Origin of the sequence: Wylensekiella montiformis, assembly GCF_009697385.1 — a bacterium.
GTDB lineage: Bacteria > Bacillota > Negativicutes > Selenomonadales > Selenomonadaceae > Selenomonas_A > Selenomonas_A montiformis.
This window is the reverse complement of record NZ_VUNL01000011.1, coordinates 1-12120: the sequence shown is the minus strand read 5'-3', so window position 1 is coordinate 12120 and position 12120 is coordinate 1. Positions and strand designations below refer to the sequence as shown.

Here is a 12120-nt window from a genome sequence, read left to right as displayed (position 1 = left end):
CATCACTGCCGGAGGGCGTTTGGTCGTATGGTTAATGGTATGGGTTAGATGGAATTGCGGCTTTGACGGAAGCGGTAGGTGCCAAGGCCAAGCTCGCGCGGACCCTGTTTGAGTTCGTCAAGTCTTGACGGGTCGACTTCCTGACCGTCAGCAAGGGCGTCGAGTGCCTCGCGATAGATTTTTGTGACTTTGCCCGTGAATTCCGGCGTGTAGTCCTGCGCTTCGATGCGGTAAGACGCGATGCCGTTGAATTTTTTAAGATATGGATAGAGGCAGAGGTCCTTGGCAAAGTAGATATGGTTGCGGTCAAACTGGTCAATGCGGATAGCGTGTTTCTCCCCTGCATGGTCGACGAGCGCGTAGCGACGGTCGAGTACTTCGGGATTGTCGAGGCTGTTATAATGCGGCAGCGACATGCCCGGGAGATTGTGATCGCAGATCATGGACTCGTAGGAGCCGTGGACGATGGTCTCAATCGGCAGCTTAGAGTTTTCAACGATTTCGCGCAGCTGCTCGAAGGAAAGCTCAAGTGAGGAGCAGGCCTGCGTGAGGCCGTTTTCCTTCAGAAATTCAGCTGTCAGATGGTTGAACAGGTTGAATGAAACATCGGCCTGAACCGGCAGGGTGGTGTACTGTTTGGCAAGTTTTAAGGAGCCGAGGTTGCTGACCATGATGCCGTCAGCGGCAAGTTCCGGGCGGGAGGAAACGGCCGTCAGGAACTGCTCAAGCTCGCCGCACTCGCGGCGCATCGTCGTGCGTGGCGTGTTGATGACGACTTTTGCCTTGCTGTTGGCATAGGCGATGATATCGGCATACTCAGCCAGTGTCCACGGGCGGAGCGGGCGGAAGGCCTCGCCGCCGACGTAGATGACATCGGCACCGTTATCGACAGCGGCTTTTGCCGAGTCGAGGGTATTTACGCGGACGCTCAGCGTGCGGCGGTCGGCGTTTTTCTTGTGGATGTCTTCTTCCTGTCTGAGAATTTCGTCCTGGAACCCGGCTTCTTTGACCGCGTCGCTGAAGAAACGCGGTTCGCGCTCGCCGGTCATGCCGATGTCTTTCCTGGTCGTGCTGCCGAAGGCAAAGGTCGTCGTGAAGTCGCGTGCGCGGTTTTCGTAGAGGCTTTTCCAGCCCTCCTCGTCGACCTGATAGCCTGTCGGGTCCGCGATATAGGCGTCGATGGCCTTGCGGTAGGTCGAGACAATGCGGCGGATAAACGGTGCCGGACGCATGCGGCCTTCAATCTTGAACGAGAAGACACCAGCCTGAATCAGCTGAGGAATCGAGCGGTACATGCACATGTCCTTGAGTGCGAGTTTATAAGCGCCATCGCTGTCCTTGTCGAGGACTTCGCCTGTTTTCTCGTCGATCAATGAGTAAGCCCAACGGCAGGGCTTGAGACAGCGTCCGCGGTTGCCGCTCTGGCCAAAGACGACGCCGGAGTGGATGCACTGGCCGCTTTCGCTGATACACATATCGCCATGCATGAAGTACTCGACCTCGATGCCCGTTCGCTCGCGGAACAGGCTGAGCTCGGAAAGCGTCATCTCACGGCCGACGACGATGCGCGTGATACCGTATTCCTTGAGCTTTTCGATGGCATGCTCATTATGCGTGTTCATCATGACCGACGTATGGATGGGAATGTCAATACCCATTTCATGCACGAGTTCGAGTACGGCAAAATCCTGAACGAGCAGTGCGTCCGGCTTGATTTCGCTGAGGTAGGCGAGGTACTCGCGCAGGGCGGGAATCTCTTCGTCGCTGATGAGATTGTTCAAAGTGATGTAGAGACGGACATCGTGTGCATGGGCATAGGCAATTGCTTCTTTTAGCATTTCGTCGTCGAAGTTGAAATTGCCTTCATGCATGCGCATATTAAAATGCTTGCCGCCGAGATAAACGGCATCTGCACCGGACTCGACTCCTGCGACAAGCGCATCCCACGTTCCTGCTGGCGACAGCAGCTCTACAGACTTACGGTTGAGAATCATTAATGATAAACTCCTTTTATATCCTGACTTATAACAATATAGTACTTATCGTATTAGTATAACAGAGTTTTTATCCGGCTTCAATGCAGGACTGGTTTTGAAAGGGATCCCTGAATTGCAATAATAACTTGAACACCTGGCAACCCTATCAAGAAGTAAGGCATACCGAGAGTTCTTCGGAAAAGCATTCTTCCGGAGTTCGATAACTCAGAATCCTTCGTGGCGAAGTGTTCGCTCATTGCTGAACACGCTCTATATGCTCGGCTGAATAGTCATGTTTTCCTTTCTTTCGTATTGGATTTGTGATAAACTGTATTTGATCCATGGCCATTCTCCTTGTGTAGGTGTTTTGGTGTAATTACATTTTACCACAAGGGATTTTACTATGGATTTTTAGTGTGCAGGTTGATTATACAATCCGCCTCTGTCGAACCGCCTCTGTCGAAATCTGGCGGAAAATATTTGACAGCGATATGAAGGTGTGATATACTAACGGAGTCGTGAACAAGAAGGAGCCACCGCTTCTCACCTGCTGGCAAAGGTCAGTCGGGTTTATAGCATGAGTGTTTCGGAGGTGGCTTTGTGCCGCCTCTTTTTCTTGTTTTGAATGGATTTTTCGTTTATTAGGAGGTGTTTCTACCATTAGCAGAGATTCATTACGCATCAATGAAGAAATTCGGATTCGTGAAGTGCGTGTGACCAGTGCAACTGGCGAGCAGCTGGGTATTATGCCAACCCGCGAAGCGCTTCGCATGGCCGAGGAACAGCATCTCGATCTGGTTGAGGTTGCTCCGAAAGCAAAGCCGCCGGTCTGTCGTATCATGGACTTCGGGAAGTACCGGTACGAACAGCAGAAGCGGGAAAAAGAAGCAAAAAAGAAGCAGAAAATCATCAATATTAAAGAAGTAAAGCTTCGCCCGAATATTGAACAACATGATTTTGACGTCAAGTTGAAGAATGCGCTTCGTTTTGTCGAAGAAGGAAATAAGGTCAAAGTGACAATCATGTTCCGTGGAAGAGAGTTATCTCATCCGGAACTCGGCAAAGAGGTGCTGGGACGCGTGGCTGAAAGGCTGGGCGACAGCGTCTCGATAGAGCGGAATGCCAAACTTGAGGGAAAAAATATGACGATGATTGTTGCGCCAAAAGTGCAGAAGACATCGAAATCCAAGAAGTCGAATAAGACTCAGTCTGAAGGAGGAAACAGTAATGCCAAAGATTAAAACTCGTAGAGCTGCTGCAAAACGCTTTACCGTGACGGGAAGCGGTGAATTCAAACGGAACAAGGCGTTCAAGAGCCATATTCTGGAGAAAAAGTCTCCGAAACGCAAACGCAATCTTCGCAAAGCCGCGCTGGCTGCGTCCGCTGATTTCGGACGTGTGAAGAGGATGCTTCCGTATACCTGATCGTAATGCGGAAACAGCGTATCATTTGATTATCAGGAGGATGAAAACATGCCAAGAGTTAAAGTAGGCGTGACTGCGCATAGACGTCATAAAAAGATTTTGAAGCTGGCAAAAGGCTATAAAGGCTCCAAGAGCAAGCAGTTTAAAAAAGCAAATGAAACCGTCATGAAGGCCCTTTATTATGCCCGTCGTGACCGTCGTGCTAAGAAAGGGAACTTCCGTCGTCTTTGGATCGCCCGTATCAATGCGGCTGCCCGCATCAACGGGATTTCGTACAGCCGTCTGATCTGCGGCCTGACGAAAGCTGGCGTTGAAGTAAACCGTAAAATGCTGGCTGATCTTGCTGTTTCGGATGAAAAGGCTTTTGCACAGCTGGTTGCTGTGGCTAAGGAGAATCAGTAATATTGATTCTCAGTGTGGGTTTGACGGAACGTTTTGTTTCGTCAGGCCCTTTTCTTATTTGAAGCGCAACTTTTGGGAGAAAGATAGGGAAGGAGGGGCAGAAGTGCGGGGAAAAATCAGCAGTATGACGAATGTGAAAATCAAACAGGCTGCGGGACTGCAGAATCGAAAAAAGCGGGAAAAAGAGGGCCTGTTTGTTGCGGAAGGAATTCGTCTGGCGGAAATGGCAGTGGAATCTTCCTGGAATATGGTTTATGCACTGTATATGTCGGATATGGAAAAACAGCCCCGCGGACGGGCTCTGCTGGAAAGACTGGAACATGACGGCTGTCCACTCTATGAGGTGCCAGAACCGGTTTATCGCAAGGCGAGCGGAACGGATACGCCGCAGGGGATTCTGCTGGTGATGGAACAGCAGCGATACAGTCTGAGCGAACTTCCGGTTCGGGAAGCGCCGCTGTATGTCATTTTGGACGGGGTACAGGATCCGGGCAACGCGGGAACCATCATTCGGACGGCGGATGCTGCCGGAGCGGATGCCGTCATTCTCCTTTGCGGCACGGTGGATGTGTTCGGGGAAAAAGCGGTGCGATCTTCCATGGGCAGCCTGTTCCATATACCGGTTTGTATGGATGTCGCTGCGGAAGATTTGCTGGCCTTTTCGGCTCAGAGAAACGTGGAGCTTTTGTCTGCTGCTTTAGATCAAAATGCCCGCCCCTATTGGGAGCGGGATTTTCGTCCGGGATGTGCGATTGTATTCGGCAATGAGGGCAGCGGCGTGAGCGATTCGTTGCTGGCCCGGACTGACCATTTGTATATTCCGATGTATGGCCGGGCAGAATCGCTTAACGTAGGGGCATCTGCTTCGATTCTTCTTTATGAAGCGATTCGGCAGAGGCGTTATTCCTCCCAGCAGCAGTAGAGGCACAGCGTGCCGGTGGAAACAGAAAGATGGATGGTGTTTTCCTCTGTGGATAATTCGTTGCTTATGGCCTGAGGGAAGGATTGTGTGAGCACGGCCTGATTCAGGGGCCAGCGGACGTGATCGATGGTTACGCCGCTGCACTGGCGGCTGATGGGAAGCAGGGAAACAGCCTTGGGGCGGCGAAGAAACTGAACCGATACAGACTGGCCGGATTGTACGAACAGAGCCGATTCTTTTTCATCGGCGAGGCAGCAGGGAAGCTTTGCTGATGCGGTACTGAATAGCGTGCTGAAGAGATGGTCGGTTCGGCCTCCGAATACACCGGTCAGGATGAGAAAGGCTGCCCCTTCCGATTTGATTTTTCGGACAGCCAGCTGGGTGTCGGTAAAGTCTTTTGCAGCAGGATAACGTTCCGTGGGGACTGCATGCGACTCGGCCCATGACCACGCGTCAGGACGGGCGCTGTCTCCATCGCCGATCAAATGATCCGGGACAAGGCCGGTTTCGTGGCAAAAGTCGATGCCATGATCCGCGGCCCAGCAAACATCATATCCGGTCAGCTGTCGCATCCAGGATGCTTCCGGTGCGCGGCCGCCGGATATGAGAAGCCAGGGGCGAATGGAGCAAGGCAATGTGTGATAGAGAATGTGCTGCTGGGGAAGGCGGAGCAGAAAGCCGGTGTCCTGTTTCATGATACGACCTCGATTCGATAAAATATTCTTTGAGAACGCGTTGTGTCCCGATGATTTTCATCATGGTTATGATATAATATCCTTGATGCTTATAGAATAGCACGGAAAAAAATAAGGAGCAACAAAGGAGACTGATACAAGATGGTAACGTTCAATTACTATGGACATTCCTGCTTCCTGCTGGACGATGGACAGCATAAGGTACTGGTCGATCCGTTTCTTTCCGGAAATCCAAAAGCTTCCGTAAAGCCGGATGATGTGGAATGTGATTTTATCCTGATTTCCCATGCACACAGCGATCATTTGGGCGATGCTCCAGAAATTGCCGGGCGTACCGGCGCAGAACTGGTCAGCACGCCGGAGGTTCTGGAGCTTTGCGAACAGCGTGTGGCTGGCCTTCGTCAGCATCCGATGAATCTCGGGGGGTCGCTGAATCTTCCGTTTGGCAAAGTACGCATGACCATGGCCAAGCACAGCTCGGGCGTTGCCGGCGGCACCGCCTGCGGTTATGTGATTTATATAGGCGGACTGCAGATTTATTTTGCCGGGGACACGGCTCTGTTCGGCGATATGCAGCTGATCGGCCGCAAGGATGAAATCGATTATGCGATTCTTCCGATCGGTGATAATTATACGATGGGTCTGGAAGATGCTGCACTGGCCGCGCAATGGCTGAATGCACGTCATGTGATTCCGGTTCATTACAATACCTGGCCGCTGATCAATCAGGATGTGCGTCATTATCGCGAACTGACTGAAGCAATGTGCCGGGCTGAAGTACATATCGTCGAGCCCGGCTCGAAACTGGAGCTTTGATGGCAGGCCGCGAATCCGGCGGTAAGCCGCGCCTGATCGTTATTTTGGGTCCGACGGCGGTCGGCAAGACCGCGCTTTCCATTGAACTGGCCCGGGCTTTGCATACGGAGATCTTGTCAGGAGATTCCATGCTGGTCTATCGTGGAATGGATATTGGAACGGCTAAGCCGACGCGGGAAGAACGTCAGGGCGTTCCGCACCACTTGGTGGATATTCTCCCTCCGGATCGGACGTTTAATGTGACGGATTTTATCGCGTTGGCGCGCCCGTTGATACTTCGTTTGAATGAACGGGGCAGGATTCCGATACTGGCAGGCGGAACAGGGCTCTATTTGCAGGCCCTGCTGGAAGGATATCGATTCAATGAAACCGAACAGCACGAAATGTTCCGCCGCCGTCTGTACCGTTTGGCGGAGTGCAGGGGGAAGGATTTTGTTCATGCGTTGCTGGCACGGAGGGATCCGGAAGCAGCCGGACGCCTTCATTCGCATGATGTTCGCCGGGTGATCCGGGCTCTGGAGGTTGTGCATTTTGGGCGCGAATCGATTTCCCGGGAAAAGCAGATGGACGGACATGCCGGGACTCTATGTTACGATGCGCTGGTCATTGGGCTGAACCGGGAACGGCAGGCTTTATATGAGCGCATCAATCGTCGGGCAGAACTTATGTTTGAGCACGGGCTGGAAAAGGAGGTTCGCGCGTTGTTGGAGACCGGCGTGCCGCGGGGCAGCCAGGCCATGAAGGGCATCGGTTATAAGGAGACGGCATCCTTGCTGGCCGGTGAGATTTCTCGTGAAGAAGCCCTGTGGCAGATTCAAAAAGCGACGCGTCATTTTGCGAAGCGTCAGTTGACCTGGTATCGGAGAATGAAATATATCCATTGGTATATGGTGGATGAAATTCCGGAGGATAAGCTTCTGCCTCGGGTATTGAAGGATGTGGAAGGATTTTTTTCTTTGAGGTAGAATGGATTATCTTTAGAAGGATCGTAGTTATGGAGGGGTTTATATGGCAATCAGGACGATCAACCTGCAGGACAGCTTTCTGAATCAGGTCCGTAAAGAAAATGTAGGGGTGACCATCCACCTGGTCAATGGCTTTCAGATCAAGGGCAGTGTGAAAGGGTTTGACAATTTCACGGTTGTTTTGGATGTTATGGGCAAACAGCAGATGGTGTATAAACATGCCATTTCGACCATTACGCCGGTGCGTCCTATCGGCGGCATGTTCGGAGCGGAAAGGCATGACGAAGGATAAAGACGGTAAGAGGACAGGCCTTCCTGCAGGGGAGGCTTTTCTTATGCAGGAAACCGGAATAGGAAATCGGGGGAGAAACAGTATGAAGTGCAGAGGATTTGAAATCGTGTCAGGATGGGAAGCACGCGGAATACGCCTGCCGGTTCGGAAAACGGCATCCAGTGCCGGATATGATCTGGAAGCAGGAGCAGATGTTCTTGTTCCTGCGGGGAAAATGGCCATGGTGCCGACAGGAATCAAGGCGTATATGAACTCGGATGAGGTGTTGTATCTCTTTGTTCGCTCCAGTCTGGCTGCGCGGCATCATATTGTTCTGGCCAATGGAACGGGAGTCATTGATGCGGATTATTATGGCAATGAGGAGAATGAGGGGCATATTTTTATTGCGCTTCAAAATGGAGGGGAAGAGGACGTTCTCGTCCGTAAGGGGGATCGCATTGCGCAGGGAGTTTTTCAGGCCTATCTGACTGTCGATGATGACCGGGCAGGCATAGGCGCCGTGCGTCAGGGGGGCTTCGGCTCGACAGGAAGGGCGTGAGCGATATGTCAGAAGAAAGCATGGATCTTTTTGCAGAGCCTGTATCTGCTTCCAGCGGGGCGGATGGAGCAGTCAGACCGTTCGAACCGCTGGCCCGGCGCATGCGTCCGAGAAATTTTCAGGAGTTCATCGGACAATGGGATACCGTGGGGCAGGGGCGTTTTCTGCGGCAGATGATAGAGAAAGATCAGATTCCTTCCATGGTCTTTTTCGGCCCGCCGGGAACTGGGAAAACGACGTTGGCGCAGATGATCGCCGGCATGACGGGCTGTACGTTTTGCAAGCTCAATGCCGTGTCTTCCGGGATACAGGAAATTCGCCAAATCGTCAAAAAAGCGGATGAAGAACGGCGTTATTACCAGCGCCGCACCATTGTGTTTATCGATGAGATTCATCGTTTCAGCAAGAGCCAGCAGGATGTCCTGCTTCCTTATGTCGAGGATGGCCGCTTGGTTTTGATCGGAGCAACGACAGAGAATCCTTATTTCGAAGTTAATCATGCACTGCTGTCGCGCGTCCGCGTAATACCGTTCCATCAGCTGGAAGACGGCGAGCTGGTTCAAATCCTCAGACGGGCCTTGAGCGATGAGGAACGCGGATTGGGAGAACAGCATCTTTCCGCTGAGGATGAAGTTCTGCTGATTCTTGCGCAGATGGCGGCCGGGGATGCCCGCATGGCATTGAATCTTTTGGAAGGAGTAGCGGCTCTCCTGCCGGATGGAGGCGTGATCACGGCAGAGCGCATTCAGGAAGTCCTGGGACAGCGCGTACAACGGTATGACAAGAAGGGGGACAATCATTATGATACCGTCTCGGCCTTCATCAAAAGCATGCGGGGGAGCGACCCGGATGCGGCGCTGCATTATCTGGCCCGGATGCTGGCTGCCGGCGAGGATGTGAAGTTCATTGCGCGCCGCATTGTAATCTGCGCTTCAGAAGATGTAGGCAATGCCGATCCCATGGCGCTGGTCGTAGCGATGAATGCGGCACAGGCCGTACAGTTCGTCGGCATGCCGGAAGCACGGATCACGCTGGGGCAGGCTGCCACATATGTTGCTTCTGCGCCGAAAAGCAATGCGGCTTATTTGGGGATTCAGGCGGCAATGCAGGATGTTCAAACCAAAAACTGTGGAGGAATACCGCTGCATTTGCGCGATTCACATTATAAAGGAGCGGCGAGCCTCGGGCATGGAAAGGGGTATCGATATCCGCATGACTATCCGGGGCACTTTACTCCGCAGGGATATTTGCCGGAGGCCTTGAAACACGCCCGTTACTATCATCCGTCTGAGAACGGGGCGGAAAAGCGTCTGGGGGAATACCTGCATCGCTGCTGGCCGGATCGCTTTTGACATTCTGGCAGGTTTCTGCTATATTGTAGGCATGAAATCCGACTGAATTACTCAGAATTCCGAGGTGGAATATGAAGATATCGACAAAAGGAAGATACAGCGTGACGGCTCTTTATGAGCTGGCTCTTCATTATGGAAAGGGGCCGGTCTCATTGAAATGTATTGCCCGGAGTCAGGGGCTGTCAGAAAACTACTTGGAACAGCTTATGGTGCCGCTGCGCCGCGCAGATCTGGTACAGAGCATTCGTGGCGCACAGGGCGGGTATATGCTGTCGCGGGAACCGGAGAAGATTACCATTGGCGAGATCATTACGACGGTGGAAGGGCCGATCGCTGTAGTGGATTGTTTGTTGACGGAAGCTGGAGCAGAGGATCAGCCCTGCGAAAAAGCGGGAGATTGTGTAACGCGCGGGATCTGGGAAAAAGTCTGCGCAAGCATCAGCAGCGTATTGGATAACATCACGCTGCGCAATTTAATGGATAATGATTCCAGCCATGAACATGTGGGGTGTGCAAGATGAATCCGGTGTATCTGGATTATGCAGCGACAACCCCCGTAGATGAACGGGTTCTTCAGGCGATGAAGCCGTATTTCTGCGAACGGTTTGGAAATGCCTCCAGTTTGTATTCCTGGGGCCGGGAGGCGAGAAAAGCCGTTGCAGAAGCCCGGGAGAAAGTGGCTGCCCTGCTGCAGGCATCTCCTTCGGAGGTTTATTTTACGAGCGGCGGAAGCGAAAGCGATAACTGGGCCATCAAGGGGGCGGCTTTTGCGCTGCGCCGGGCAGGACGGGGAAAGCATATCATCACGTCCTGTGTTGAACATCATGCCGTGCTGAATGCTTGCCGCTGGCTGGAGCAGGAAGGGTTCGAGGTTACCTATCTTCCTGTGGATAAAAATGGACGGGTATTGCCGGAGCAGGTCTTTGATGCGCTTCGGGACGATACGGTTCTGGTCAGCATTATGACGGCGAATAATGAAGTGGGCACGATTGAGCCCATCGCAGAGATCGGCCGGCGCATGCAGGAGCAGCAGATTTTTTTTCATACCGATGCGGTGCAGGCCGCAGGCCATATTCCGATTGCGGTTGATGAGCTCCATGTGGACGCGCTGTCTCTGTCCGGCCATAAATTATACGGACCGAAGGGTGTGGGGGCTCTTTATCTTCGTCGGGGCTCTTCGCTGGATTCGCTGGTTCACGGCGGCCCTCAGGAACGGGAAATGCGGGCTGGCACGGAAAATACGGCAGGAATCGTTGGCTTGGGACAGGCAGCGGAACTGGCGAAACAGGAGATGAGCGACGAGTGGGAGCGCCTGTCGGATCTTCGTGATATGCTGATTGCCGCGGTGCGTGAGCTCGGGGACAGTTGGATCAATGGTGATGAAAAATATCGTCTGCCGGGACATGTTTCCTTTGGCCTGCGCGGCATATCTCAGGATACCCTTCTGATCCGTCTGGACATGGCAGGTTTTGCTGTTTCGGCTGGCAGTGCGTGCAGTGCCGGAGCGCTGGAGCCATCGCATGTTCTGCTGGCGATGGGACAAACGAAAGAGCAGGCATCTTCTGCGATACGCGTCACACTGGGGCGCTTTACTTCGGTGGAAGAGGTACAGCGGTTTATCCGTAAGCTGAGCTTGCTGGTCGGGGCGATCCGCGGACGGTGAAAGGCGAAAGAATAACGGCAGTTTTGAAAGGAAAGAAGTCATTCGGGATGAAAGGCAAGAAGCAATGGATCGCATGTCTTGCGGTTATTTTTTGGATAGGGAGTTATCTTCCGGCATGGGCGGCGGCGCCGCCGGACATTACGGCCGATGCGGCCATTGTAGTCGATGAAAATACCGGGGAGGTTCTTTATGAGAAAAATCCGGACAAGCGCGAATATCCTGCCAGTATGACGAAAATCATGACTTGTTTGCTGGCTGTGGAAAATGGCAACCTTCAGCGTATTGTCGAGGTCAGCGACCGCGCCGCTGATGTGGAATGTACTCGCCTGAGACCAGGCTATCGGGCCCGTATGAGCACCCTTCTGCTGCAGATGATGATGATTTCGGACAATGGATGCGCGACAGCGGTCGGCGAATCGCTTTCTGCCGGTGATGTTCAGGACTTTGCGCGGCTTATGAACCGCCGGGCAAAAGAACTTGGTGCGGTGAATACACATTTTGTGAATGCAAACGGGATGCCGGATCCCAATCATTATTCGACGGCGCGGGATATGGCAGACATTGCCTGTTACGCCATGCATAATGAAACCTTTCGACATATTGTTGGCACAGAGCATGCGACCGTTTCGTATCTTTTTCCTGCAGGGCATACGGAATATTGCGTCAATACGGACGATCTGCTGCGGGACTATCCCGGCTGCACGGGAGGAAAAACTGGCTGGACAAGATCGGCCCGCGGCTGCTTGATGGCTGCCGCTGCAAGGAACGGCCGCGAACTTCTGACGGTTGTCATGCATTCGCAGGATGAAGAAACAAGATTTTCCGAAGCAGAAGCTTTATTGGATTATGGATTTCAGCAGTGATCGGCTCGGTTTTTTGGAGGGGTTTCGTTTTCGGAAGCTCTCCTTTTTCCTTTTTTGACAGGCATGGGAGCCCGCTGAACTTTTTGGCGGATTGTATAATTAAGTTGAACACTTAAAAATCCATAGCGAACCTTTGTGGTAAAATGTAGTTGCACAAAAACACAACCACAAAGGAGAATCGCTATGGATCAAAATCATTTTACCACGGATA

The 12120-nt window shown here is 52.5% G+C and carries 14 protein-coding genes; 12 read left to right on the top strand and 2 right to left on the bottom strand.

What is annotated here, in order from left to right:
• Window positions 1-44 precede the first annotated feature (44 nt).
• The gene (locus FYJ78_RS09750) at window positions 45-1994 is read right to left on the bottom strand and encodes a peptidase U32 family protein (RefSeq protein WP_154621206.1); all 1950 of its coding nucleotides are present in this window, start codon (window positions 1992-1994) and stop codon (window positions 45-47) included.
• A gap of 641 nt (window positions 1995-2635) precedes the next feature.
• Between FYJ78_RS09750 and infC the strand changes: the two genes are divergently transcribed.
• From infC to FYJ78_RS09730, 4 genes are all read left to right on the top strand, one after another.
• Entirely contained in the window at window positions 2636-3217 is a 582-nt protein-coding gene (gene infC / locus FYJ78_RS09745; RefSeq protein ID WP_328597704.1) for a translation initiation factor IF-3, read from the top strand.
• Complete coding sequence (gene rpmI / locus FYJ78_RS09740; protein WP_154621205.1) at window positions 3204-3401, top strand: 50S ribosomal protein L35; 198 nt, start codon at window positions 3204-3206, stop codon at window positions 3399-3401. Before infC ends, rpmI begins: the two co-directional genes overlap by 14 nt.
• A 48-nt stretch (window positions 3402-3449) precedes the next feature.
• On the top strand, window positions 3450-3803 hold the full coding sequence (gene rplT / locus FYJ78_RS09735) for a 50S ribosomal protein L20 (protein WP_154621204.1): 354 nt from the start codon (window positions 3450-3452) through the stop codon (window positions 3801-3803).
• 124 nt (window positions 3804-3927) lie between these two features.
• Window positions 3928-4725: a TrmH family RNA methyltransferase gene (locus FYJ78_RS09730; protein WP_154621283.1), complete on the top strand. Its 798-nt coding sequence runs from the start codon at window positions 3928-3930 to the stop codon at window positions 4723-4725.
• Here FYJ78_RS09730 and FYJ78_RS09725 read toward each other — a convergent pair.
• Complete coding sequence (locus FYJ78_RS09725) at window positions 4704-5420, bottom strand: thiamine diphosphokinase (RefSeq protein WP_154621203.1); 717 nt, start codon at window positions 5418-5420, stop codon at window positions 4704-4706. The genes FYJ78_RS09730 and FYJ78_RS09725 overlap by 22 nt on opposite strands.
• Window positions 5421-5561: 141 nt before the next feature.
• Here FYJ78_RS09725 and FYJ78_RS09720 point away from each other — a divergent pair, with 141 nt between their 5' ends.
• The 8 genes from FYJ78_RS09720 (at window position 5562) to FYJ78_RS09685 (ending at window position 11909) form a co-directional block, all read left to right on the top strand.
• A complete protein-coding gene (locus FYJ78_RS09720) occupies window positions 5562-6236 on the top strand; it encodes a metal-dependent hydrolase (RefSeq protein WP_154621202.1) in 675 nt (224 codons plus the stop codon).
• A complete protein-coding gene (gene miaA / locus FYJ78_RS09715) occupies window positions 6236-7201 on the top strand; it encodes a tRNA (adenosine(37)-N6)-dimethylallyltransferase MiaA (protein ID WP_154621201.1) in 966 nt (321 codons plus the stop codon). Before FYJ78_RS09720 ends, miaA begins: the two co-directional genes overlap by 1 nt.
• Before the next feature lie 43 nt (window positions 7202-7244).
• Window positions 7245-7493: an RNA chaperone Hfq gene (hfq, locus tag FYJ78_RS09710; RefSeq protein ID WP_154621200.1), complete on the top strand. Its 249-nt coding sequence runs from the start codon at window positions 7245-7247 to the stop codon at window positions 7491-7493.
• 82 nt (window positions 7494-7575) lie between these two features.
• The gene (gene dut / locus FYJ78_RS09705) at window positions 7576-8031 is read left to right on the top strand and encodes a dUTP diphosphatase (RefSeq protein WP_154621199.1); all 456 of its coding nucleotides are present in this window, start codon (window positions 7576-7578) and stop codon (window positions 8029-8031) included.
• A gap of 5 nt (window positions 8032-8036) precedes the next feature.
• A complete protein-coding gene (locus FYJ78_RS09700; RefSeq protein WP_154621198.1) occupies window positions 8037-9383 on the top strand; it encodes a replication-associated recombination protein A in 1347 nt (448 codons plus the stop codon).
• A 71-nt stretch (window positions 9384-9454) separates the two neighbouring features.
• Window positions 9455-9904, top strand: coding sequence for an RrF2 family transcriptional regulator (locus FYJ78_RS09695; RefSeq protein ID WP_154621197.1), 450 nt, complete (start codon window positions 9455-9457; stop codon window positions 9902-9904).
• Complete coding sequence (locus tag FYJ78_RS09690) at window positions 9901-11046, top strand: cysteine desulfurase family protein (protein ID WP_154621196.1); 1146 nt, start codon at window positions 9901-9903, stop codon at window positions 11044-11046. Before FYJ78_RS09695 ends, FYJ78_RS09690 begins: the two co-directional genes overlap by 4 nt.
• A 47-nt stretch (window positions 11047-11093) precedes the next feature.
• On the top strand, window positions 11094-11909 hold the full coding sequence (locus FYJ78_RS09685) for a D-alanyl-D-alanine carboxypeptidase family protein (protein ID WP_154621195.1): 816 nt from the start codon (window positions 11094-11096) through the stop codon (window positions 11907-11909).
• Window positions 11910-12120: the final 211 nt, after the last annotated feature.

Bases quoted from the DNA above. Each gene is read 5' to 3' on its own strand.
- FYJ78_RS09725 (WP_154621203.1), bottom strand. From the start codon at position 5,420: ATGAAACAGGACACCGGCTTTCTGCTCCGCCTTCCCCAGCAGCACATT.
- rpmI (WP_154621205.1), top strand. From the start codon at position 3,204: ATGCCAAAGATTAAAACTCGTAGAGCTGCTGCAAAACGCTTTACCGTG.
- FYJ78_RS09750 (WP_154621206.1), bottom strand. From the start codon at position 1,994: ATGATTCTCAACCGTAAGTCTGTAGAGCTGCTGTCGCCAGCAGGAACG.
- rplT (WP_154621204.1), top strand. From the start codon at position 3,450: ATGCCAAGAGTTAAAGTAGGCGTGACTGCGCATAGACGTCATAAAAAG.
- dut (WP_154621199.1), top strand. From the start codon at position 7,576: ATGAAGTGCAGAGGATTTGAAATCGTGTCAGGATGGGAAGCACGCGGA.
- hfq (WP_154621200.1), top strand. From the start codon at position 7,245: ATGGCAATCAGGACGATCAACCTGCAGGACAGCTTTCTGAATCAGGTC.
- FYJ78_RS09730 (WP_154621283.1), top strand. From the start codon at position 3,928: ATGACGAATGTGAAAATCAAACAGGCTGCGGGACTGCAGAATCGAAAA.
- FYJ78_RS09720 (WP_154621202.1), top strand. From the start codon at position 5,562: ATGGTAACGTTCAATTACTATGGACATTCCTGCTTCCTGCTGGACGAT.
- FYJ78_RS09695 (WP_154621197.1), top strand. From the start codon at position 9,455: ATGAAGATATCGACAAAAGGAAGATACAGCGTGACGGCTCTTTATGAG.
- FYJ78_RS09700 (WP_154621198.1), top strand. From the start codon at position 8,037: ATGTCAGAAGAAAGCATGGATCTTTTTGCAGAGCCTGTATCTGCTTCC.
- FYJ78_RS09690 (WP_154621196.1), top strand. From the start codon at position 9,901: ATGAATCCGGTGTATCTGGATTATGCAGCGACAACCCCCGTAGATGAA.
- miaA (WP_154621201.1), top strand. From the start codon at position 6,236: ATGGCAGGCCGCGAATCCGGCGGTAAGCCGCGCCTGATCGTTATTTTG.
- FYJ78_RS09685 (WP_154621195.1), top strand. From the start codon at position 11,094: ATGAAAGGCAAGAAGCAATGGATCGCATGTCTTGCGGTTATTTTTTGG.